Source organism: Streptomyces sp. Sge12, assembly GCF_002080455.1.
Taxonomy (GTDB): Bacteria; Actinomycetota; Actinomycetes; order Streptomycetales; family Streptomycetaceae; genus Streptomyces.
Genome location: NZ_CP020555.1, coordinates 2,324,318 through 2,348,318, shown reverse-complemented (window position 1 = coordinate 2,348,318; position 24,001 = coordinate 2,324,318). Strand labels below are relative to the sequence as shown.

Below are 24,001 nucleotides of genomic sequence, written 5' to 3'. Positions count from 1 at the left end.
GTCCGGCGTAACCCGGACCTAAAAGGAGCGAAGTGGCTAAGGTCCGGGTATACGAACTCGCCAAGGAGTTCGGGGTGGAGAGCAAGGTCGTCATGGCCAAGCTCCAAGAACTCGGTGAATTCGTCCGTTCGGCGTCCTCGACGATCGAGGCGCCGGTTGTACGCAAGTTGACTGACGCACTGCAGGGGCCCGGCGGCAACGCCGGCAAGTCCGCTGCAAAGCCCGGCGCGCCCCGCAAGGCCGCGCCCGCCAAGCCCGCAGCGCCCTCCCCGGCCGCTGCGGCACGTCCCGCTGCCCCGAAGCCCGGAGCGCCGGCCCCCAAGCCGGCCGCCGCCGAGGTTCCGGCCGCAGCCCCCGTGACGCCGGCCGCCTCCGGCCCGCGTCCCGGTCCGAAGGCTCCGGCCGCCCCGAAGCCCGCTCCGGCGGCGCCCGTGGCGACCGAGTTCTCCGCGCCCCCGGCGGCTCCCGCCGCCCCGGCGCGCACCGAGCGTCCCGCCGCCGCTCCCGGCCCCCGTCCGGCGCAGCAGCGTCCGGCCCAGGGCCAGGGTGGCCAGGCCGGCGCCCGTCCCGGCGCCCCGCGCCCGGCCGGCGCCACTCCCGGTGCCCCGGCGCAGCGCCCCCAGGGTGCTCAGGCCCCGCGCCCCCAGGGCGCCCGTCCGGCCGGTCCCCGTCCGGGCAACAACCCCTTCACCTCCGGCGGCTCGACCGGCATGGCGCGCCCGCAGGCGCCCCGTCCGGCCGGTGCGCCCCGTCCCGGTGCCCCCGGCGCCGGTGGCGGCCAGGGTGCTCCGCGCCCGCAGGGTGGTCCCGGCGGCGCTCCGCGTCCGCAGGGTCCCGGCGGCGCCCGTCCGACCCCGGGCGGCATGCCCCGCCCGCAGGGCGGCGCCCCGCGTCCCGGTGGTGCTCCCGGTGGTAACCGTCCCAACCCGGGCATGATGCCGCAGCGTCCCGCTGCCGGTGGTCCCGGTCCCCGTCCCGGTGGCGGCCCCGGTGGCCGTGGTCCCGGTGCGGGCGGCGCAGGTCGTCCCGGCGGTGCCGGTCGTCCCGCGGGCGGCGGCTTCGCCGGTCGTCCGGCCGGTCCGGGCTCGCGTCCCGGCGGCGGTGGCGGCTTCGGCGGCCCGCGTCCCGGTGGCGGCGGCTTCGGCGGCGGTCCGGCCGGTGCCGGTGGCGGCGGTCGTCCCGGCTTCGGTGGCCGTCCCGGTGGTCCCGGTGCCCGTGGTGGCACGCAGGGCGCCTTCGGCCGTCCCGGTGGTCCGGCCCGTCGTGGTCGCAAGTCCAAGCGTCAGAGGCGCCAGGAGTACGAGGCCATGCAGGCCCCGTCCGTCGGCGGCGTGATGCTGCCGCGCGGTGGCGGCGAGACCGTGCGCCTGTCGCGCGGTGCCTCCCTCACCGACTTCGCGGAGAAGATCAACGCCAACCCGGCGTCGCTCGTCGCCGTGATGATGAACCTCGGCGAGATGGTCACTGCCACGCAGTCCGTCTCCGACGAGACGCTCGAGATGCTGGCCGGCGAGATGAACTACGTCGTCCAGATCGTCAGCCCGGAGGAAGAGGACCGCGAGCTCCTCGAGGGCTTCGACATCGAGTTCGGCGAGGACGAGGGCGGCGAGGAATACCTCATGCCGCGTCCGCCGGTCGTGACCGTCATGGGTCACGTCGACCACGGTAAGACCCGACTGCTCGACGCCATCCGCAAGACGAACGTCGTTGCGGGCGAGGCCGGTGGCATCACGCAGCACATCGGTGCGTACCAGGTCTCCACCGAGGTCAACGACGAAGAGCGCAAGATCACCTTCATCGACACCCCGGGTCACGAGGCGTTCACCGCCATGCGTGCCCGTGGTGCGAAGTCGACCGACATCGCGATCCTCGTGGTCGCGGCCAACGACGGCGTCATGCCGCAGACGATCGAGGCGCTCAACCACGCCAAGGCCGCCGGCGTCCCGATCGTCGTCGCGGTCAACAAGATCGACGTCGAGGGTGCCGACCCGGTCAAGGTGCGCGGTCAGCTCACCGAGTTCGGTCTGGTCGCCGAGGAGTACGGCGGCGACACGATGTTCGTCGACATCTCCGCCAAGCAGGGTCTGCACATCGACTCCCTGCTCGAGGCCGTCGTCCTCACCGCCGACGCCTCGCTCGACCTCCGCGCCAACCCGGAGCAGGACGCTCAGGGTATTGCGATCGAGTCCCACCTCGACCGCGGCCGCGGTGCCGTCGCCACCGTCCTCGTCCAGCGCGGTACCCTCCGCGTCGGCGACACGATGGTCGTGGGCGATGCCTACGGCCGCGTGCGCGCCATGCTCGACGACAAGGGCAACAACGTCGAGGAAGCGGGTCCGTCGACCCCCGTCCTGGTCCTGGGTCTCACCAACGTCCCCGGCGCCGGCGACAACTTCCTCGTCGTCGACGAGGACCGCACCGCCCGTCAGATCGCCGAGAAGCGTGCTGCGCGTGAGCGCAACGCCAACTTCGCCAAGCGCGTCCGCCGGGTGTCCCTGGAAGACCTCGACTCGGTCCTCAAGGCCGGTCTGGTCCAGGAACTCAACCTCATCATCAAGGGCGACGCGTCCGGTGCGGTCGAGGCTCTCGAGTCCTCGCTGCTCCAGCTCGACGTCGGTGAAGAGGTCGACATCCGCGTCCTGCACCGCGGTGTGGGTGCGGTCACCGAGTCCGACATCTCGCTGGCGATGGGCTCCGACGCCATCGTCATCGGTTACAACGTCCGTGCGGCCGGCCGTGCCGCGCAGATGGCGGACCGCGAGGGCGTCGACGTTCGCTACTACTCGGTGATCTACCAGGCCATCGAGGAGATCGAGGCGGCCCTGAAGGGTCTCCTCAAGCCGGAGTACGAAGAGGTCGAGCTCGGTACGGCGGAGGTCCGCGAGATCTTCCGCTCGTCCAAGCTGGGCAACATCGCCGGTGTCCTCATCCGGTCCGGCGAGGTCAAGCGCAACACCAAGGCGCGGCTCCTGCGCGACGGCAAGGTCGTCGCCGAGAACCTCACCATCTCCGGTCTGCGCCGCTTCAAGGACGACGTCACCGAGATCCGCGAAGGCTTCGAGGGTGGTATCAACCTCGGTTCCTTCAACGACATCAAGATCGACGACGTCATCGCGACGTACGAGATGCGCGAGAAGCCCCGCGCGTAAGCGCAAGGCACATCGCACGTGTCGTAGCTCGTAACACCGGGGCCGGTCGGCGGAATATCCGTCGATCGGCCCCGGCCGTTGCGTGTACGGTTCTGGTGACCCGGCCGCGCGAGCGCCGGGTGATCCTGCCGGGCGACGGCCCGGCAGGCCACCGAACCCGCACCGGCGGGATATCCGGAACTGCATGTACGTGGGGACTCTGTCCTTCGACCTGCTCCTCGGCGATGTCCACTCGCTGAAGGAGAAACGCTCCGTCGTCCGACCCATCGTCGCCGAGCTCCAGAGGAAGTTCTCCGTGAGCGCGGCCGAGGTGGGCGACCAGGACCTCCACCGCCGGGCGCGGTTGGGAGTCGCCCTGGTCAGTGGGGACGCGGGGTTCCTCTCGGACGTACTGGACCGCTGCGAGCGGCTGGTCGCGGCACGTCCGGAAGTGGAGCTGCTGTCCGTACGACGGCGCCTCCACGGTGATGAAGACTGACTTTTAGCTTGTCTGCAAGACAGAAGAAGGAGACGGACCAGTGGCCGACAATGCGCGGGCGAAGAAGCTGGCGGACCTCATCCGGGAGGTGGTGGCGGAGAAGCTGCAGCGCGGTGTCAAGGACCCCCGCCTCGGTACGCACGTGACCATCACGGACACCCGGGTCACCGGCGACCTGCGGGAGGCCACGGTCTTCTACACGGTCTACGGTGACGACGAGGACCGCGCCAGCGCGGCGGCGGGCCTGGAGAGCGCCAAGGGCGTTCTGCGCTCCGCGGTCGGCCGGGCGGCGGGCACCAAGTTCACGCCCACCCTGACCTTCGTCGCGGACGCCCTCCCGGAGAACGCCAAGACCATCGAGGACCTCCTCGAAAAGGCGCGGACCTCCGACGCCCAGGTGCGCGAGGTCTCCTCCGGCGCGAAGTACGCCGGCGACGCCGACCCGTACAAGAAGCCGGGCGAGGACGACGACTCCGACGAGGACGCAGCCGCGGAATGAGCACCGACGCACGGAAGACGCCGGACGGCCTTGTCATCGTCGACAAGCCGTCCGGCTTCACGTCGCACGACGTGGTCGCCAAGATGCGCGGGATCGCCAAGACCCGTCGCGTCGGCCACGCAGGCACGCTCGACCCGATGGCGACCGGCGTGCTGGTCCTGGGCGTGGAGAAGGCCACCAAGCTCCTCGGCCACCTCGCGCTCACGGAGAAGGAGTACCTCGGCACGATCCGCCTGGGCCAGAACACCCTGACGGACGACGCCGAAGGCGATATCACCTCCTCCACGGACGCCACCGGGGTCACCCGGGAGGCCGTGGACGCGGGCATCGCCAAGCTGTCCGGCGAGATCATGCAGGTCCCGTCCAAGGTCAGCGCCATCAAGATCAAGGGCGTGCGTTCCTACAAGCGTGCCCGCGACGGCGAGGACTTCGAGATCCCGGCCCGGCCGGTGACCATCTCGTCGTTCCAGGTGTACGACATGCGCGAGGCGGAGGCCGAGGACGGCACGAAGGTCGTCGACCTCGTCGTCTCCGTCGTCTGCTCCAGCGGTACGTACATCCGCGCCCTCGCCCGTGACCTGGGCGCCGACCTCGGCGTCGGCGGGCACCTGACCGCGCTGCGGCGCACGCGGGTGGGCCCGTACAAGCTCGACCGGGCGCGCACCCTGGACCAGCTCCAGGAGGAGCTGACCGTCATGCCCATCGGCGAGGCGGCCGCCGCGGCCTTCCCGCGCTGGGACCTGGACGCCCGGCGGGCCTCGCTGCTCGCCAACGGCGTGCGGATCGACATGCCGCAGGAGTACGAGGCCGGTCGCACGGTCGCGGTCTTCGGGCCGCAGGGGCAGCTGCTCGGGCTCGTCGAGAACAAGAACGGGAAGGCCAAGTCCCTCGCGGTCTTCGCCTGATCCGCATCGCCGGCCGGTCTCCGGCGGGCGGCGGCCGGGCTTCGTGCGGGCTTCGGCCGGGCGGCGGGCCTTCGGCCGGTCGTCGGCCGCACCGGGTGTTTGACGTGGAGCGGTGAGCGCACAGGTACTGCCGCTCACCGCTCCACGACCCCCCTCGGGTAGGTCTCTATCCACCCGGAGCCCTGTATTCACCCGTCCGAGCAGGCGCTCGGAGTGAATGGAGGGAGCGTAAGGGGGCGCTTTCGCCTCGCGTGCTTTTCGTGCTGATCTTCACCTGCCTACCGTCGGACCACGGGGCGTTGCGGGGGAGCGGTGCGGGGAGTGGTGCGGCCATGGCGGAGCTCGTCAAAATCTGCGATCCCGGCGGTCGGGCGCGCGGCAGCGGATTCGTCGCCGACGACCGCGGGACGGTGGTCACCAGTCACGAGGCCGTCGACGGCCTGACCCGGGTGGTGCTGCACGCGCCGGGCCCCACCGGGCGGACCTGGCTGGCCGAGGCGGCGGACGTGACCGTCCTGCCGGGGCTCGCGCTGGCGCTGGTACGGACCGACGGGCTCGGGGTCCGCCCCCTGCCGGTGGCGCTGCGCGAGGTGATCGATCCCGGGACGTACGTACGGCTGCTCGCGCGGGGATGGCGGCAGGCGCGGGTGCTGGGCGGCGCACAGGCCACGTACCCGGCGGCGGAACGGACCCACGCGGTGCCCGCGGGCGTGGCCGTGGAACTGGCGATCGGCACGGACGGCCGGGACGCGCTGCGGCTGGGCGGCGAGGCCTGCGGGGGCCCGGTCCTCGATGCCGGGACCGGAGCGGTGCTCGCGGTCCTGGGCACCGCTCTGCGGGCGGAGCACCGCTCCGGGGGCTTCGCGGTGGCGTTGCGCGCCGCAGCAGGGGCCGACCCGGACGGACCGCTGGCCGCCCTCCTGGAACGCAACGCCGCGACCGTGCCCGGGCACGGCGCCGACCTGAACCTCGCCGGGGCGCTGGAGCTGACCGCGACCACCCTGGGCGCCTCACTGCGCCCCGACGGCCCCGAACCCGTGGAGCGCCCGGCCGTCGCCGCCGAACTCGCCGCGTTCACCGCCGGGGACCGCCCGGTCCTCGGCCTCGTCGGGGAGCCGGGCACGGGCCGCACCACGGAACTGGCCGCGCTGGCCGTGCGCCGCGCCCACGGGGCCCGCCCCGCCCCGACGCTCTGGCTGCGCGGGGCGGACCTGCGCGCCGGGGACACCTCCCTGGCCGACGCCGCGACCCGGACCCTGACGACGGCCGCCCGCATCGTCGCCACGGCTGACGCCCCGCCGCCACCGGCCCCGCACCCCCACCGGACCACGCGTACGAGCGTCGCCCCGCACCGAGACCCCGACCCGACCCCGAGCCCGGGCACCGGCGCGGCCACGGGCCGCGGTTGGGTTGCTGACCAGGCCGCGGGCATCAGCCCGGTCGGCAGCCCGTCCGCGGGCAATGGCCGCGACGGGGCCGCCGCTCCGGCGCGCGGCCCGATCCCGTCTGCGGGCACCGGCATCGGTGCGGGTCGGGGCCCGGCCAACAGCGCCGACGCCGCCACCGGCTGGGACTCGGGCCCCGGTTGGGCCCCTGACCAGGCCGTGGGAGCTTGTGCCGGATCGGGCAGCGGCCCGGCTGCGGGTACAGACCGTGACGCGGTCGCCGCTCCGGCGAGCGGCACTGGCTGGGGCATGGGCCGGGCCATGGGGGCCGGCACCGGCTCGGTCGGCAGCCCGTCCGCGGGTAGTGGCCGTGCCGGGGCGGCCGGACCGACGCGGGGCATGGTCCCGGGTACGGGTCCGAACCCGGCAGCGGGCATCGGCCCGGCTGGGTACACCCGCATCGGTGCGGACCCGGGCCCGGCCATCGGCGCCGACCGCGGCGTCGGCTGGGACTCGGGCCCCGTCGGGGGCCCCGGGTGGGATTCGGGCCCGGGTACGGGCCGCGGTTGGGTCGCTGACCAGGCCGTGGGGGCCGGCGCCGGCTCGGGCGGCAGCCCGGCCGTGGGTACCGGCCGTGACGCGGCCGCCGGTCCGGCTTCGGGTGCCGGTGCGACCAGTGGCACGGAGTGGGGCGCAGGCCCGGGCGCTGCCGACTGCCCGGCTCCGGCGGCGAGCACCGGCACAGGGGCCGGTCCGGCCGCCGGCGCGGCTTGGGGCGCAGGCCTCGGCGCTGCCATCGGTCCGGGACCGGGCACCGGCACGGACCGGGGGGCGGGCCCGGGCGCCGACATCGGCGCGGGCGGCGCGGGCGGGGGTGTCGGCATCGGGATCGGGGAGCAGGTGGCGCGGTTGGCTGCTGGGGCCGGGCGGGGGTTGCTCGTCGTGCTCGATGCCCCCGAGGAGATGCCGCCGGAGCTCGCCCACCGGCTCGGGCCCTGGACCGCCGCCACCGCCGAGTGGCTGCGCGGCACCGGCGCCCGGCTCGTCGTCGCCGCCCGGCCCGAGTACTGGGAACGGGCCGGGGCCCTCTACCCGCCCGGGGCACTGCACACTCCGGCCCGCCCCGCCCGGCGGCTGCCGCCCGCCCTCCCGCTCGCGGACCTCACCGCCGCCGAGGCCGAGACCGCCCGGGCCCGCCTCGGGATCCCCGCCGACGCCGTTCGGGAGGCCGACGCCCGGCATCCGCTCACCCTGCACCTGCTCGCCGGGATCCGCGCCGCCGAGGTCACCGCCGGCCGCCCCGGGCGCGACGAGGTCTTCGCCGCGCACCTGGACCTGCTGTGCCTGCGCGCCGCCGTCCGCATCGCCGCGGCCTGCGCCGACGCCGGGGGCGCCCGGGTGCACGGCCCCGGGGTCCGCCGGCTCGCGGCGCGCGTGGCCGGGCGGGTGCACGAGGCCGCGCGGCGCGCCCTGGGGCCCGGGCAGGGGCAGCTGGACCGGGCCGCCTTCGAGGAACTCTTCCCGTGGCGCACCGGCTGGGCCTCCGCCGTGCTCACCGAGGGCCTGCTGGTGCCAGCCGGGCCCGGCTACCGCTTCGCCCACGAGGAGCTGTCCGACTGGATCCAGGCCGGCCACCTCGACGTCCCCACCGCCCTCGGCCTCCTCGTCCACGGCCCCGCCGTGCCCGGCCTGCCCGTGCCCCGGCACCGGATCGGGCCCGTCCTGGAGGCCCTGCGCCGGCTCGCCCCCGACCCGCTGCGCAGGGAGCTCATCGCGCTCGTCGACCGCCTCAACCGCTTCGCCGAGGAAGAGGAACAGGAAGAGGAACAGGAAGAGGAACCCGAGCGGGCCACCCCCGACCGCGTCTGGTGGGCCGCCCGGCTGCTGCGTGAGACCCTGCTCCGGGCCCCCGACGCCCGCCCCCACCTCCCCGTCCTGCACGCCCTCGCCGAGCACGTGGCCCGCGCCGGCCCGGGGGAGTTCGGCGGCTGGTTCTGGAACCGGCTGCGGCTGCCCGAGTCCGACCGCCTCGACCTGCTGCGCCGGCTGCTGCCCGCCGACCCCGCCGAGGCGGTCCCCGGCGACCGCTACCTCGACGCCGCGGCCCGCCGCCTCGCCCGGGACCCGCAGCGCGCACAGCCACTGCTCTGCGCCTGGTTCACCGACGGCCGCCGGCTGCGCGGCCGCCCCGGGGCCACCGTCGCCACCGCCGCCCAGGCCCTGCTGCACACCCACCGCGGCCTCGCCCCGGACGACCTCACCGAGGCGCTCGTCACCGCCGCGCACCCGCGCGCCGACGAGCTGCTGGCCGTACTCGCCGAGGAGGAACCCTCCGCCCTGTGCCGGGCCGTCGACCGCTGGGCGCACGACGAGCGCCCCGAACGCCGGGTCGCGGCCGCCGCCTACGGGCTCGCCACCGCCCCGCACGTCCGCACCCCCGCCGACCGCGAGCTGCTGCGCCGCGCCGCCGGGGCCCTGCTCGCCCGCCCCGCCGACGCCACCCTGCACGGCAGCGCCCTCGCGATCCTGCTGCGCGACCCGCACGTGCGCGGCCGCTACCTGCCCGACGCCCTCGCCTGTTTCCGCGATCCCGAGCTCGGCCCCCGGCTGCCCGCGGAGGCGCTGGTCGCGGCCCTGCCCGTGCTGCCCGACCCGGACGAGGTGTTCGCCGCCCTGCGGGCCCGGGCCGACGGGGAGGTGGTGCGCGCCCTGGCCGCGCTGACCACGCCGGGGCTGGCCCGGCGCGCCGGTGACCTCGTACGGGAGCACCTCGCGCGCAACCCCGGGGACGCGCCGCACGCCGCCTTCTTCGTGGACCGGCGGCTCGACCAGGGACCGGCCGCCGCCTCGGTGGTGCGGCCCCTGGTCCTGGACCTGCTGCTCGGCGCCCCGGCCGTGGTCCGTGCCGAGCTGGCCCTCGTACTGGCCGCGCCCGGCGGGGAGGCCTCGCACCCGCTGCGCGGGGACCTGGCCGACACCCTGCTGCGCGAGGAGGCCGATCCGCAGGTGCTCGACGTGTTCCTCGGGGCCGTCGCGGCCGGGGCCTCCGCCCGCCCGGAGGACCGTACGCGGGAGCTGCTGCGGCGCACCGGACGGCAGCTGCTGCGGGCTCCGGGCGGGCCGGCTGTCTTCGAGCGGCGGACGGTCGAGCTGGCCCGGGCCGAACCTGCCTTCGGGGCGCTGGTGGCCCGCTGGCTGGTGACGGCGGAGGCGGAGGCGGCGGCCCTGCTGGGGCCGAGCGCCCGGCGGACGGTGGAGACCCTCAGCAGGGCGGCCGCGGATGTGACGTGACGACAGACACGGTGGCCGATCCAGTCAGATGCCGATGCGGGGCACCGGGCACGGGCATGGCAGTCTTAGACCTGCAATCGGCAATCAGTTCAAGGACCAACCGGGTTCGGGCGAGGAGCGGTCACAGTGCAGCGCTGGCGTGGCTTGGAGGACATCCCCCAGGACTGGGGACGCAGCGTCGTCACCATCGGCTCCTACGACGGCGTGCACCGGGGACATCAGCTGATCATCGGACGGGCGGTGGCCACCGCGCGTGAGCTCGGCGTTCCCTCCGTGGTGGTCACCTTCGACCCGCACCCGAGCGAGGTGGTGCGCCCCGGCAGCCACCCGCCGATCCTGGCCCCGTACGACCGCCGTGCCGAGCTGATGGCCGGGCTGGGTGTGGACGCGCTGCTGATCCTGCCGTTCACGGCGGAGTTCTCCCAGCTGTCCCCGGCCGACTTCATCGTGAAGGTCCTCGTCGACAAGCTGCACGCGCGGGCCGTCATCGAGGGCCCGAACTTCCGCTTCGGCCACCGGGCCGCCGGGAACGTCGACTTCCTGCGCGAGCTGGGCTCCACCTACGACTACGAGGTCGACGTCGTGGACCTGGTCGAGCGGGGCGAGGCGGGCGGCGGGGTGCCGTTCTCCTCGACGCTGGCGCGCAGGCTGGTCGCCGAGGGCGACATGGACGGCGCGGCCGAGATCCTGGGGCGTCCGCACCGGGTCGAGGGCGTGGTGGTGCGCGGTGCGCAGCGCGGGCGGGAACTCGGCTACCCGACGGCGAACGTCGAGACGCAGCCGCACACCGCGATCCCGGCCGACGGGGTCTACGCGGGCTGGCTGACGGCGGACGGCGAGCGGATGCCCGCGGCGATCTCGGTGGGGACGAACGTGCAGTTCGACGCCACCGAGCGGACCGTGGAGGCGTACGCGATCGACCGCGTGGGGCTGGACCTGTACGGGATGCACGTGGCCGTCGACTTCCTCGCCTACGTGCGGGGGATGGCGAAGTTCGAGTCGCTCGACGGGCTGCTGGAAGCGATCGCGGACGATGTGAAGCGGGCGCGGGTGCTGACGGACACGTACGACGCGAGGCGCTGACGAACGACGCGGAAGGGCCCGTACCACCTTCGGGGTGGTACGGGCCCTTTCTGCTTCCGCCGGTCGCCGTCAGCCGAGGCGCGGGTCCCGCGGCGGCTGCTGGGGGTGCGGCGGCTGCTGCTGCGGGGCCGGGGGCTGCTGCCAGGGCTGGCCGGGCTGCGGGTACGGCTGGCCGTAGGGCTGAGGGGGCTGCTGGTACGGGGGCTGCCCCTGGGGCTGGCCGTACGGCTGGGGCTGCTGCGGCGGCTGCGGCTGCTGAGGGGGCTGTTGGTACGCCTGCTGCGGAGCCTGGGGCTGCTGCGGCGCACCCCAGTGACCCTGCGGGGCCTGCTGCTGCGCCCGCAGGAAGTCCTCGGCGACCAGCGCCGAGAGGTTGAAGTACGCCTCGCGCGTCTTGGGCCGCATCATGTCGAGGTCGACCTCGGCGCCGGCCGCGAGGTGTTCGTCGAAGGGCACCACGACCACACCGCGGCAGCGGGTCTCGAAGTGCTGCACGATGTCCTCGATCTTGATCATCTTGCTGGTCTCGCGGACCCCGGAGATGACGGTGAGGGAGCGCGAGACGAGGTCTGCGTACCCGTGCGCGGAGAGCCAGTCGAGGGTGGTGCTGGCGCTGCTGGCACCGTCCACGGACGGGGTCGAGATGATGATCAGCTGATCGGCGAGGTCCAGGACGCCGCGCATGGCGGAGTAGAGGAGGCCGGTGCCCGAGTCGGTGAGGATGATCGGGTACTGGCGGCCCAGCGTCTCGATGACGCGGCGGTAGTCCTCGTCGTTGAAGGTCGTGGAGACGGCCGGGTCCACGTCGTTGGCGATGATCTCCAGACCGGAGGGCGCCTGCGAGGTGAACCGGCGGATGTCCATGTACGAGTGCAGGTACGGGATCGCCTGCACCAGGTCCCGGATCGTGGCGCCGGTCTCGCGGCGGACGCGGCGGCCGAGGGTACCGGCGTCGGGGTTCGCGTCGATGGCCAGGATCTTGTCCTGGCGCTCGGTGGCGAGGGTGGCGCCGAGGGCGGTGGTGGTCGTGGTCTTGCCGACGCCGCCCTTGAGGCTGATGACGGCGATGCGGTAGCAGGACATGACCGGGGTGCGGATCAGCTCCAGCTTGCGCTGGCGCTCCGCCTCGGCCGCCTTGCCGCCGAAGCGGAACCGGCCGCCGACGCCGTTGTTGTTGTTCTTCGGCTTCTGCTTGTTGCGCAGCAGGCGGTCGGAGGACAGCTCGACGGCGGCGGTGTAGCCGAGGGGCGCCCCGCCGCCGGTCTGGCCGGCCGAGTAGCGCGGGTCGTGCGGCTGGGACTGGTGCTGCGGATGCGGTTGCGGCTGGTGTTGCGAGGGCTGCTGACCGGGCCCGGCGGACCACTGCCCGGCGGTGCGGGGGTCGTAGTGCTGCGGCTGAGGCTGCTGCGGCTGCTGGGGCTGCGGAGGTACGGGAGCCGGAGGCGGGAACGAGTACTCGTCCGGGGTCCCGAACGCGGGCGGCGGCGACGGCAGTTCGCCCGCGGGTCCCCCGAACGGGTTCTCCGCGAAGGGCGCCGGCGGCGCGTCGGCAGGGCCGACCGGGGCAGGGGCCGGAGCCGCCGCCTGCTCGGCGGGCGGCAGTACGGGCGTGCCCTCGGCGGGAGTGTCCTGCGGTCCGGCCCAGGGCGCGGGCGGCACCTCGGTCACCGGGTCGGCGACCGGCAGCAGCGCCGGGTACGGCGTGACCGCGTCGACGGGCGGCAGTGCCGGGAAGGGCGTCACGGGCGGGGCGTCGACCGGCGCCGGGGTGCTGTCCTCGACCGGAGCCGCGGGCGCTCCGACGGGCGCCTCGTCGAACGGGACCGGGACCGGGGCCTCGAGCACAGGGGGCGCATCCTCGACCGGAGCCGGGGCTTCGATCGGAGCGGGAGCGGGAGCGGGAGCCGGGGCCGGAGGCGTGAAGGCCGGCAGAGCGGACTCCACCGGAGCCGGGGCCGCAGGCGGCACCTCGGCCTGCGCGGGAACCGGCGTCGCGTACGGCAGTTCCGGAGCCGGGGCCTCGACCGGAGCCGAAGGCGCGGTCTCGAACGGGGCGGGAGCCGGAGGCGTGAAGGGAGGCAGGGCGGACTCCACCGGAGCCGCCGGTGCGACCGGAGCCGGGGCCGCAGGCGGCACCTCGGCCTGCGCGGGGACCGGCGTCGCGTACGGAAGTTCCGGAGCCGGGGCCTCGACGGGAGCCGGAGCCGGTACCGGCGCCGGGTGCTCGGGTGCCGCGTCGGAAGGAGCCGCGGGGGCGGGCGGGAACGGGGCCGGCAGGCCCGCGCCGTCGGACGGCGTCCGCGGTGCGGGCGGAGCGATCCGCATCGTCGAGGGCGATTCCAGCTCCGACGGGCGGTGGGGTTCGAAGCCGCTGCCCTCGGGGAGCCCCGGTACCTGCGCGGCCGGGGTCCCGCCCTGCATGTACCAGGCCGGCGGGGTGTAGTCGATGGTGAACTCGCCCGTGACTTCGGACTCCGCGTCGGACTGGTCGTCCGTCGGGACGTCCCACGTCCCGCCGCGCCTCTCGTTCCGATCGCCGTTCACTGGTCCTCCTGGTCTGTCGAACACTGGTCCGGCGCCCACCTCGCCGCGCCCGGACCCAGCCTAATCGCGCCCCGACATCGCTGTCCGCCCCCCTCGGGGGACGCCCGCTCAGTCGATGCGCCGGGCCCCGCCGAGCAGACCCGTCTCCGCTTCCGTCCCCTGCGTCATCACGAACTGCCGGTCCCGCGGCGTGCACCACAGGGTCACCCCGTCGCCCAGCGTCGGCAGCGAATCCACCGCCTGCCGGGGCAGCCGCATCAGGCGGCCGATCTGCTCCGCCTCGTCCGGGGACACCCGCTGCACGCCCACCAGGGAGGACTGCTGCAACAGCCGCGGTGCCGTCGGGCTCAGGTACGGCAGCAGGGTCAGTACCGACTGCCACGGCCCGGCCACCACGCGCCCGCGCGGCGGCCGCATCCCGCAGTCGCGGATCACCAGCACCGGGCTGCCCGCCGACGCGCCCTGCGGCGGTATCCGGCCCACCTCGTGCAGGGTCACGCACTGCTGTCCGCCGCCGGCGGCCTGGGCCAGCCCGGACCACACCTGGCCGCGTCCGGTCTCCACCGCCACGCGCGCACCCGTGGCCGCCGCGCGCAGCGCCAGTACCTGCGCCGTCCACAGGCCGCCGATCAGCGTCACCTCGTACGGCGTCGGCCGGTTGATGCCGAGCACCGCCGACCGGCCCTCGGCGTCCACGCCGATGACGACCCCGTCGTCCCCGACGGGCAGCGCCAGCAGGTCCAGGTCCGCGGCGGGCACCACGTGCCGTTCCCGACGCGGGCCGACCAGCCCGAAACCGCCCCTCATCGAGCCCCTCCCAGCGGCAGCGAAGCCAGCAGCCCCGGCACCTGTTCACGGTCGAGCCGCACCAGTCCGGTCTTCACGCCGCGCGCCGTCCTCTCCAACTCCCGGCGCGCCGCGACGAGTTCCTCATCGCTGCGTCCTGTCACCCGTACGTGTCCGGTCAGGGTGACGCCCTGTCGCTCCGCCGGGGCCATCGTCAGGCTGAAGTTCGTCGCCAGCGCGGGCAGCGAGGTCAGCAGTGCCACGAACTGCGGCAGCGCGGCCGCGCCGGCGCCGCCCAGCTGCGGCCAGCGGCCTATCCAGTACGTCGTGTGCCGCCGGTCGTCGCAGCGCCAGGTCCGCGAGGTCTCCTCGGTGCGCCGCCCGGTGCTGGTCGACCGCCCGGCCTGGGTGATCGCCATCGGGTTGGCGCACGAGGACGTGGCGAGGGCCGCCGTCAGCTCCTGCTCGGTCAGCACGGTGGCCGTGAACCCGGCGCCGGCCAGCCGGCTCGCCAACTGGTCCGCGGCGCGCACCAGGCACCGCTGGGCTCCGGGCAGCCCGCCGCCGCGCGCGGTGACGGCCTCCGGGCACAGCTCCGGGTCGAGCTTGAGCGCGATCCACGTCAGGCGGACCGCCGGGGTGCCCGTCCGGGCCTGCAACGGCGCGTAGTTGCGCGTCGCCATCGACTGGGCGGGCAGGTGCGGGGCGGGCGCGGGCTGGGTGTGCTGCACGAGCTGTGCGGACTCCAGCCGGATGCCGTCCACTTCGAGGATGTCCCGTACGACGGCGAGCGGCAGCGGCCGCGCCGCCCGGTCGGGCCGCAGCGCGGTGGCGTCCGTGTCCACCTGGACGACCGCGGTCAGGAAGGTCCCGTCGCCGATCATCCCGACGGGCCGCCGGTCGCGGTCGCTGAAGGTGAGGGTGCGCAGCGCCGGGTCGGCCTCGACCAGCGGGGCGAGGCCCGGTTCGGTGCCCGCGGGCACGGCGAAGGCCGCGGCCCGGCGGCGGCGCGTACGCAGCGCGAGCGCGCCGCCGATCCATTCGGGCAGGGAGCGCTGGTGGCGGCGTACGACCGCGAGCACCACCAGGACGAGCGCCAGTACACCGGTGGGCACCAGCAGCAGCGGTTCGACCACCCAGGCCACCAGCAGCGCGGCTGCCGCGACTTGAAGCAGTACGAGCTGTTGCAGTCGGAACGGACCGAAGCGGCCGGGGCTCGACTTCGGATGCGGCGTCACCCCGCCGCGCGCCGGTGCGGGCGCGCCGGTCTGCTGCTCCGTCGCGGTGGCCATCACTCGCGCACTTCCCCTTTCCGGGGCCGGACCCCATGAGTTCCGGTGCTGCGCGACGACTGCCGCACGGCCCCGGAACCTCCCCAATCCACCCCAACAAGCCCTGATTAACCCGGTGCGGAAGGGGCTGAGCGGCAGCCTCACCCTACCCGGCCCCTGCATACCGTCGGTCAAGAGGCATAGTAGGTGCCCGGTCGGACAATCGAGGCCCGGGGACCGTACTCACCGGCCGGGCCGTGCGGGGAGAAGCAGGCGGTCATGGCATCACGACGTGATGAGCTCAACGCGTACACCTTTGCGAAGCGGCGCACGGTGGCCGCGTTCCTCCAGCCATCCGCCACGGGCACCGAGGAGGGCGCGCCGCGCCCGCTGCGCGCGGTCCTGCCGGGGGTGATCGTGGGCGCGCTGGTGCTCGCCGGGTTCGGCGCCTGGGGCATGTTCAAGCCGACGGCCCCCAAGGGCTGGTCGGAGCCGGGTACCAGGGTCATCGTCGGCAAGGACTCGACGACCCGCTACGTGGTCCTGAAGACCAAGGTGAACGGCAAGGAGCAGACCCGGTTGCACCCGGTGCTGAACCTCGCCTCCGCCCGACTCCTCCTGGATCCCTCCAAGTTCAAGGTGATCCAGGTCGAGGACAAGGTCCTGGACGCGGGCAAGCCGCCGCGCGGCCCCATCATCGGCATCCCGTACGCACCGGACCGGCTGCCCTCGAAGGACGACGCGGGCAAGGCCAAGCGCTGGGCCGTATGCCAGCAGCCGGGCGGCAACGGCCGTGGCGTGCAGACCGCCACCTTCGTCCTCGCCGACCGCGAGGCGGCCATGACGGACGACGCCCGCAGGCTCACCGACACCCAGTCGCTGTACGTGCAGAGCACCGGCGCGGGCCAGGAGCGCTACCTGATCGACGCGGCCGGGACGAAGTACAAGTTCCCGGAGGGCACCCCGGCCGCCGGGACGATGACCAACGCGCTGGTCGGCACCGGTGCCACCCCTCAGCAGGTCACCCCGGAATGGCTGGGCACCCTCAACGCCGGCGACGACCTGTCGTTCCCGCAGCTGCCCGGCCGGCCCGGCTCCGACGCCGGGGTCAAGGGCCTCGGCACCGCCGACAACAAGGTCGGCATGGTGCTCAAGGCGCAGACCGGCTCCGGCGCGCAGCACTACGTGGTGCTGCCCGGGAAGGTCGCGCCGGTCTCCGACTTCGTGGCCTGGCTGCTGATCTCGGCGCCCGCGACGGACGGCCTGAACATGCACGGCAAGCCCCGCGAGGTCGACCTCCAGTCCATCAACCCGGACGCCGCCCCGTTCGCGGGCGAGGTGAGGTGGCCGCAGAAGAAGACCGACCGGATCAACCAGACGACACCGGCCGCCGGCGGCGGGACCGGCGGGGCCAACAACCGCGACACCGTGTGCGGCGTCCTGCGCTCGGTCGACGGCCAGGGCAACCAGACCCTGAGCACCTGGGCCGGTACCGGCTTCCCCATCGACATCACCGCCAGTGGCACCAGCGCGTACGTCACCCCCGGCTCGGGCCTGCTCTACACCCAGGTCCAGGGCAAGCAGACGACGGCGGGCGGCTCCCTGTTCCTGGTCACCGACACCGGCCTGCGGTACGCCGTCCAGGCCAACGGCGACAGCGACTCCGAGCAGTCGAAGATCGGCGCGCCCGACCAGTCGAAGACCGGTACGGACGCCCGCCCCGAGGCCAGCCAGGCACAGGTCCGGCTCGGCTACGGGAACGTCAGCCCGGCCATGGTGCCCATCGCCTGGTCGGAGTTCCTCTCCAAGGGGCCGCGGCTGGACACCAACTCCGCGCGCCAGCCGCAGGGTTCGTGAGGAGGCCGCCGATGAACCGCATCCACGCGCCCCGGCGGCCGCTCCTGGCCGCCGCCTTCGCCCTCACCTTCACCCTCGCCTCCGCCGGGGCGGGAGCGGGGGCGGCCTCGGCCGCCGAGGCCGCCCCCGCGCCGCAGGCCCCGTACGCGCAGGCCCCGTACGGGCTGCGGCTCGACGGGGCGGGGGAGTGCACCTTCCCGATGAAGAAGCAGATCGCCGACCGCCCCTGGGCGCTCCAGCGGCTCCTGCTCGACGAGCTCTGGGCCCAGACCAAGGGCAAGGACAAGAACGGCGCCGCCGTCCGCGTCGCGGTCATCGACACCGGCGTGGACCGGGCGAACCCGCAGCTCAGTGCCGCCCTCGACACCGGTGCCGGCAAGGACTTCGTCGATCCCAAGGGGGGCGACGGCATGACCGACACCGTCGGCCACGGCACCAAGGTCGCCGGGCTGATCGCGGCGCGCCCGCAGGAGGGCACCGGCTTCGTCGGCCTGGCACCGGACGCGACGATCATCCCGATCCGGCAGAACGACGGCCAGGGCAAGGGCAACGCACTGTCGCTGGCCCAGGCCATCGACCACGCGGTGGGCAAGGGCGCCCAGGTGATCAACATCTCCCAGGACACCGACGCACAGCTGTCCGCCGACTCCGAGCTCGGCAAGGCGGTCCAGAAGGCCATTGCCGCCAACATCGTCGTGGTGGCCTCGGCGGGCAACGACGGTACGAGCGGCGAGAAGCGCAGGACCTACCCGGCGGCCTTCCCCGGAGTGCTCGCGGTGGGCGCCTCGGACCGCAACAACGAGCGGGCCGTGTTCTCCCAGCCCGGCGACTTCATCGGGGTGGCGGCGCCCGGCGTCGACATGGTCTCCACCGTCCCCGGCTTCGGCCAGTGCATCGACAACGGCACCAGCTTCTCCGCCCCGTACGTCGCCGGCGTCGCCGCCCTGCTGCGCGCCAAGCACCCGGACTGGTCCGGGCAGCAGATCGTCTGGCAGATCCAGAACACCGCCGAGCGCGCGGTCAACGGCCGTGACGACTACGTCGGTTGGGGCGTCATCGACCCGGTCCGCGCGCTCTCCCACGACCAGCAGGCCCCGAAGGCGCCGGTCCCGGACCCCGGCCCGCCCCCGGCGGCCGCCCCCGAGGCGGCGGCGCTGCGGCTCACCGAGACGGCCCAGGAGCGGGAGGAGAGGTTCGGCACGTACGCTCTCGGCATCGGCGCCGTCCTGATCGCCGTCATCGCGGGTACCGCGACGGTCGTGCGGGACTCCCGCAGTCGCCGACGCCGTTTGCAGTGAACGGTCACAGTTCATCAACGGAAGCGCCCGACCGGTGTTGGGGGCGGGCGATGAACTGGCTAGAGTGACACCAGGCTTCACGAGTGTGATCGGGGGATCGCGTGAAGCGGAGGGGGATCGCCCGAGGTGCGTGGCTCGTATCCGCGCCCGGCAAAGTCCGCCGCTCCGCCACGCAATCCGCCGGTTCTGCCGGCGAATTGAGAAGTGAGGAGCTTCGATGAGCACGAACACCTTCGGACTTGCAGACGATCCGGTCGTCCAGGCGAAGAACAAGATCGAGGAGACGGCCAACGCCGTCACCAGGCAGGCCCGCGAGCTGGCCGACATCCTCGCCACGGCGAGCGCCGGCTGGACCGGTGTGGGCGCCTCGGGCTTCACCTCCGCCCAGAGCACCCTCAACGAGAGCCACGACGAGATCCGCAGGCTGCTCGGCGTCCTGCACAACGCGGTGGCTCAGACCAAGAACCTCAGCAACGCGCAGGACGACGAGGTCCGCGCGGCGTTCAAGAACGCCGTCCAGGGGACGCCCTCCGGCGGTGGCACCGGCCCCCGCTCGGGCCTCGAGTCCGTCTGACAACGCGTCGCTTTCCAGTAGGCCGCAGCGAGAAGGAGAAGAACATGTCGGTTAACGACGGGACCCGGGTCCGGTATGAGACCGTCCAGCAGATGGCGGACCGCATCCGCATCGTCTCCGGGAACATCCTCAAGGACCTGGACGCGATGGGCGCGGCCCTGAAGGTCGTCACGGACACCTGGGACGGTGAGGCGCACCGCGAGTACGTCAACCTCCAGACCAAGTACAAGGGCAAGGCCGACCAGATGCACACGGATCTGGAGAAGATCGCCAAGCTCATCGAGCAGGGCAAGGGCGACTACCGCGCCACCGACGTGAAGGCCTCGCGCCTGTTCACCGAGGCCTACTGAGCCCGGTCCCACGTCGATCCGTACGCGCCGAAGGGGCGCGCCCGCACCGGGCGCGCCCCTTCGGCGTGTTCTGCCGGCCCCTCAGGCCTCGTGGCGGTCCAGGTCGAACTCGCCGTCCCTGGCACCGAGTACGAAGGCCTCCCACTCGGCGGCCGTGTAGCGCAGCACCGTGTCCCGGTCGAGCGAGGAACGCATCGCCACCGCCCCCTCGGGCAGCCGCGCGATCTCGACCCGCTCCTCCTCCGGGCTGGTCCCGGGCGGCCCTTCCCACTCCACACCGCTGATGTCGAGCGCGTACAGCTCGTCCTTCTCCTGCTGGGTGCCCATGGGTGGCCCTTCCTTCGGTGGCGCGGTCTTCACCGCCGATTATCCGGGCTGCGCCGCCGACCGGGACGGGTTTCCACCCGATCCGCCCTGCGGCCCGCCCCTCGGCCGGCCCGGCAACCGGCCCGGTGACCGGCCGCCGGGCGCGGACTCACATGCCGCCCGGCATCCGGCCGAGCTGGACCAGCGAGGTCCCCCGCCTGCGCGAGGAGAAGAAGGCCCGGCCCGGCGGCATCGGACGCGGCCGCACCGTGCCGATCAGGTCGCCCTCGGACGGGTCGCCGGACAGCACCAGACCCTGCGCGCCCAGCTCCTTGAACCGCTGCATGAAGGGCTCGTACAGCGCGCGCGAGGCACCCGCCGAGTTGCGCGCGATGATGAAGCGGACGCCCGTGTCCCGGGCGAAGGGCAGGTACTCCACCAGCGGGCCCAGCGGATTGCCCTGGCTCGTGGAGACCAGGTCGTAGTCGTCGATGATGATGAACACGTCCGGGCCCGTCCACCAGCTGCGGTCCCGCAGCTGCTGCGGGGTCACGTCCGTGGGCGGCTGCCGGCGCGAGAACACCCCGCCCAGCGCCTCCATGTGCATCTGCAGGGAGCTCATCATCGGCGCGTACTCCAGCAGGTGCTCCTCCGGCAGCGCCCCGAGCAGGCCGCGCCGGTAGTCGCCCACGACCAGGCGCGCCTGGTCCGGGGTGTAGCGCTCCGAGATCTGCTTGGCGATGAGCCGCAGCAGGTTCGTCTTGCCCGCCTCGCTCTCGCCGAAGACGAGGAGGAAGGGGTCGGACTCGAAGTCGATGAACACCGGCTCCAGGTCGCTCTCGTCGATGCCGATCGCGATCCCGCGCTGCGGGTACTCCCCGCCCTTGGGCAGCTGGTCGGCGTGGAGCAGCCGCGGCAGCAGCCGGACGCCCGGCGCCGCCTGCCCCGCCCAGTTCTGCTTCACCGCGTCCACGAAGGCCGTCGTGGCCTCCGAGAGGTCACCCGCCTCGTGCGATCCGTCGATCCGCGGCAGCGCGCTCAGGAAGTGCAGCTTCTCCGGCACCTGGCCGCGGCCCGGCATGCCCGTGGGGACGTTCGCCGCGACCTTGCGGTCGAACTCGGAGTCCATGGTGTCGCCGAGCCGCAGCTCCAGCCGGCTGAGCATCTGGTCCTTGAGCGCGGCCCGCACCTCCATGTAGCGCGCCGCGGTGATCACCACGTGGATGCCGTAGCCCAGGCCGCGGGAGGCGATGTCGGTGACGATCTGCTCCAGGCCCTCGTACTCGCCCCGGAAGGTGCCCCAGCCGTCGACGATCAGGAACACGTCGCCCCACGGCTCGTGCGGCAGGTCACCCGCCGCCCGCCGGCGCCGGTAGGTGTTGATCGAGTCGATGTTGTTCGAGCGGAAGAACTCCTCGCGGCGGTTGAGGATGCCCCCCACCTCCGCGACCGTGCGCCGCACCCGCTCCGGGTCCAGACGCGAGGCGATTCCGCCCACGTGCGGCAGCTCGGCGACCGCCGACAGGCTGCCACCGCCGAAGTCCAGACCGTAGAACTGCACCTCGCGCGGGGTGTGCGTGAGCGCGAACGAGGAGATCAGCGTCCGCATCAGCGTCGACTTGCCCGACTGCGGGCCGCCGACCACCATCATGTGGCCCGCCGCACCCGAGAAGTCCCGGTACAGCACCTCGCGCCGCTGCTCGAAGGGCTTGTCGATGAGGCCGAGCGGCACGATGAGCCCGCCGGGCCGCGTGTACCCCTCCGCGTGCAGGCCGCGCTCGGCACTCGGCGCCAGCGTCGGCAGCAACTGGTCCAGCGGCGGGGCCTGGTCGAGCGGCGGCAGCCACACCTGGTGCGCGGGCACCCCCTGTCCCTCCAGCCGGCTCACGATCACGTCCAGCACGGTGTCCGCGAGGGCGTCGTCCTCGCGGGGCGACTGCGCCGCCAGGTACGCCGGGTCCGGGGCCGCGTACACCACCGGCACCGGGGCCGCCGTGAACAGCGCGGGCCGCCGCTCCACCGGGAACTGCCCCACCGACAGGTCCGGCCCGCCCGAGCGGTAGGTGCCCGAGACGTACGCCGCCTTGAAGCGGGTCATCTCGTCCGTACCGAACTTCAGGTAGCCCGAACCGGGCACCGACGGCAGGTGGTAGGCGTCCGGCACACCGATCGCGGTCCGCGACTCCGCGGCCGAGAAGGTCCGCAGACCGATCCGGTACGACAGGTACGTGTCCAGCCCGCGCAGCTTGCCCTCCTCCAGGCGCTGCGAGGCCAGCAGCAGGTGCACACCCAGCGAACGGCCGATGCGGCCGATCTGGATGAACATGTCGATGAAGTCCGGCTTCGCCGTGAGCAGCTCGCTGAACTCGTCGATGACCAGTACCAGCGAGGCCAGCGGCTCCAGCGGGGCACCGGCCGCGCGGGCCTTCTCGTAGTCGTGGATGTTCGCGTAGTTGCCCGCCGAACGCAGCAGCTCCTGACGCCGCTGCAGCTCACCGCGGATCGAGTCGCCCATGCGGTCCACGAGCGTGAGGTCGTCCGCCAGGTTGGTGATCACCGCCGCCACGTGCGGCATCTGCCCCATGCCCGTGAAGGTCGCACCGCCCTTGAAGTCGGCGAGCACGAAGTTCAGGGTCTCCGAGGTGTGCGTGACGGCCAGACCCAGCACCAGCGTGCGCAGCAGCTCCGACTTGCCGGAACCGGTCGCACCCACGCACAGGCCGTGCGGACCCATGCCCTCCTGCGCGGCCTCCTTCAGGTCCAGCATGACCGGGGCGCCGTCCTCGCCGACACCGATCGGCACGCGCAGCCGCTCACCGGCCGACCGCGGCCGCCAGGTCCGCGCGACATCGACCGCGGCCGCGTCGCCCAGGTTCAGCAGGTCGGTGAAGTCCAGGTTGGCGAGCAGCGGCTCGTCGTCGTCCCCGCCGCCCGTGCGCATCGGCGCCAGCTGCCGGGCGAGGGCCTCCGCCGCGGGCAGCGACAGGGTGTCCGGCACGCCCTCGTACGCGACCCCGGCGCCCGACTCCAGCCGCAGCCGGCCCGGCCGCACCACGACCGACAGTCCGCCGCGCGGCTCGTCCAGCTCACCGGCGACCACCTCGACGATGGTGACGCCCTGCAACCCCTCGGCCGCCGCGAACACCGAGTCCGGCGGCACCATCCCGCCGTCGAGCACGACCACCAGGTGCGGCTGGTCCAGCACCGGCGAAACGTCCCGGCTGAACCGCGGCCGCCCCTCCAGCCGGGGCGCCAGCAGCCCCTCCAGCTCGGCGAGGTCGTCCCCGAACAGCCGCTTCGTGCCGGCCCCGTCGACCTGACCCGGCACCTGCGTGTGCGGCAGCCACTTCGTCCAGTCCCACGAGGGCACCGCACCCGGCGCGGCCACCACGGCCACCATCAGGTCCTCGGGGGAGTGCAACGTCGCCAGCTGCGCCACCATCGCCCGGGCGGTACTGCGCGCGGACTCCGGCTCCCCGGACACCGTCACGTGGTAGAAGGCGCGGATCGACAGCGCCATCGGCAGCCCGTCCAGCGAGGAATGCACCTTCAGGAAGCGCTGCATCGCGCCCGCGGTCAACGGCTCCAGCTCGTCCACCGGCGCGGTCTCCGGCGCCACCAGCGCGGTCGCCAGGCGCTGCGCGCCCAGCCCGAGCCGGGCCTGCCCGAAGTCCTGGTCGCCGACCCGCCGCTCCCACAGCCGCGAGCCCTCCGCCACCACCGACCACAACTGCTCGGGGGACGGGTGCAGATACAGCTGCGCATCGCGCTGCGCCCGGGCGGTCCTGCGTACCTGACGGCGCGTCTGCGCAAGATATTTGAGGTAGTCCCGGCGCACATCGGCCATTTGCCCCTGCGTACCGCGCCGGTGGCGCACGAGCTGCGCGATGACCATGGCCACCGTCGACACCAGCATCAGCACACCCATGATGCGCATGAACGGAGCCGCGCCCGGCATGAAGAAGAAGACGACGGAGGAGCCCATGCCGAGCATCGGCAGGAGCTGCATCAGCATGCCCTCCTGCTGCCCGCGCGGAAGTTCGGGCGGAGCTTCCAGCCGCAGCTCCTCCGCGGGAACCTCGGGCGGCAGGGACCGCGGCGGGCGTTTGACGACGATCTGGCTCACCGGAGCATCAATCCCTCGAAAACGGACGGGACGTCGCAACCGGCGCCCCCAAGTCCCGGGCGCGAAGGGGGTCTCCCCCACGCGACGGTGATCCTACTT

The 24,001-nt window shown here is 73.8% G+C and carries 15 protein-coding genes; 10 read left to right on the top strand and 5 right to left on the bottom strand.

What is annotated here, in order from left to right:
• The first annotated feature begins 32 nt into the window (after positions 1 to 32).
• From infB to B6R96_RS10030, 6 genes are all read left to right on the top strand, one after another.
• Positions 33 to 3,149 carry a translation initiation factor IF-2 gene (gene infB / locus B6R96_RS10055; protein ID WP_078626311.1) on the top strand — a complete coding sequence of 1,039 codons (3,117 nt, stop codon included), beginning with the start codon at positions 33 to 35 and terminating at the stop codon, positions 3,147 to 3,149.
• A gap of 184 nt (positions 3,150 to 3,333) precedes the next feature.
• Complete coding sequence (locus B6R96_RS10050) at positions 3,334 to 3,627, top strand: DUF503 domain-containing protein (protein WP_030011580.1); 294 nt, start codon at positions 3,334 to 3,336, stop codon at positions 3,625 to 3,627.
• Positions 3,628 to 3,667: 40 nt separating this feature from the next.
• Positions 3,668 to 4,126 carry a 30S ribosome-binding factor RbfA gene (gene rbfA, locus B6R96_RS10045; protein ID WP_030386333.1) on the top strand — a complete coding sequence of 153 codons (459 nt, stop codon included), beginning with the start codon at positions 3,668 to 3,670 and terminating at the stop codon, positions 4,124 to 4,126.
• The gene (gene truB, locus B6R96_RS10040; protein WP_030386332.1) at positions 4,123 to 5,031 is read left to right on the top strand and encodes a tRNA pseudouridine(55) synthase TruB; all 909 of its coding nucleotides are present in this window, start codon (positions 4,123 to 4,125) and stop codon (positions 5,029 to 5,031) included. Before rbfA ends, truB begins: the two co-directional genes overlap by 4 nt.
• A gap of 332 nt (positions 5,032 to 5,363) precedes the next feature.
• Entirely contained in the window at positions 5,364 to 9,707 is a 4,344-nt protein-coding gene (locus B6R96_RS10035; protein ID WP_081522292.1) for a hypothetical protein, read from the top strand.
• Positions 9,708 to 9,833: 126 nt separating this feature from the next.
• A complete protein-coding gene (locus tag B6R96_RS10030; RefSeq protein WP_078938427.1) occupies positions 9,834 to 10,790 on the top strand; it encodes a bifunctional riboflavin kinase/FAD synthetase in 957 nt (318 codons plus the stop codon).
• A gap of 69 nt (positions 10,791 to 10,859) precedes the next feature.
• On the opposite strand, the gene B6R96_RS10025 is transcribed toward B6R96_RS10030, so the two are convergent.
• The 3 genes from B6R96_RS10025 to eccE form a co-directional block, all read right to left on the bottom strand.
• Complete coding sequence (locus tag B6R96_RS10025) at positions 10,860 to 13,334, bottom strand: SCO5717 family growth-regulating ATPase (protein ID WP_081522291.1); 2,475 nt, start codon at positions 13,332 to 13,334, stop codon at positions 10,860 to 10,862.
• Between the two features lie 108 nt (positions 13,335 to 13,442).
• Entirely contained in the window at positions 13,443 to 14,141 is a 699-nt protein-coding gene (locus B6R96_RS10020; RefSeq protein WP_030386327.1) for a hypothetical protein, read from the bottom strand.
• Positions 14,138 to 15,412, bottom strand: coding sequence for a type VII secretion protein EccE (eccE, locus tag B6R96_RS10015; RefSeq protein WP_079406302.1), 1,275 nt, complete (start codon positions 15,410 to 15,412; stop codon positions 14,138 to 14,140). Before eccE ends, B6R96_RS10020 begins: the two co-directional genes overlap by 4 nt.
• A 258-nt stretch (positions 15,413 to 15,670) precedes the next feature.
• Between eccE and eccB the strand changes: the two genes are divergently transcribed.
• From eccB to B6R96_RS09995, 4 genes are all read left to right on the top strand, one after another.
• Positions 15,671 to 17,248 carry a type VII secretion protein EccB gene (gene eccB, locus B6R96_RS10010; protein ID WP_030386325.1) on the top strand — a complete coding sequence of 526 codons (1,578 nt, stop codon included), beginning with the start codon at positions 15,671 to 15,673 and terminating at the stop codon, positions 17,246 to 17,248.
• Between the two features lie 11 nt (positions 17,249 to 17,259).
• A complete protein-coding gene (gene mycP, locus B6R96_RS10005; RefSeq protein ID WP_081522290.1) occupies positions 17,260 to 18,546 on the top strand; it encodes a type VII secretion-associated serine protease mycosin in 1,287 nt (428 codons plus the stop codon).
• Positions 18,547 to 18,763: 217 nt separating this feature from the next.
• Positions 18,764 to 19,120, top strand: a complete 357-nt coding sequence (locus tag B6R96_RS10000; protein WP_030386323.1) for a hypothetical protein — start codon at positions 18,764 to 18,766, stop codon at positions 19,118 to 19,120.
• Positions 19,121 to 19,164: 44 nt separating this feature from the next.
• Entirely contained in the window at positions 19,165 to 19,470 is a 306-nt protein-coding gene (locus tag B6R96_RS09995) for a WXG100 family type VII secretion target (RefSeq protein WP_030386322.1), read from the top strand.
• Positions 19,471 to 19,551: 81 nt separating this feature from the next.
• Here the strand turns inward: B6R96_RS09995 and B6R96_RS09990 are convergent, their stop codons facing one another.
• Both B6R96_RS09990 and eccCa read right to left on the bottom strand, forming a co-directional pair.
• On the bottom strand, positions 19,552 to 19,797 hold the full coding sequence (locus tag B6R96_RS09990) for a DUF397 domain-containing protein (protein WP_030386321.1): 246 nt from the start codon (positions 19,795 to 19,797) through the stop codon (positions 19,552 to 19,554).
• Positions 19,798 to 19,945: 148 nt separating this feature from the next.
• A complete protein-coding gene (eccCa, locus tag B6R96_RS09985; RefSeq protein ID WP_081522289.1) occupies positions 19,946 to 23,902 on the bottom strand; it encodes a type VII secretion protein EccCa in 3,957 nt (1,318 codons plus the stop codon).
• Positions 23,903 to 24,001 lie beyond the last annotated feature (99 nt).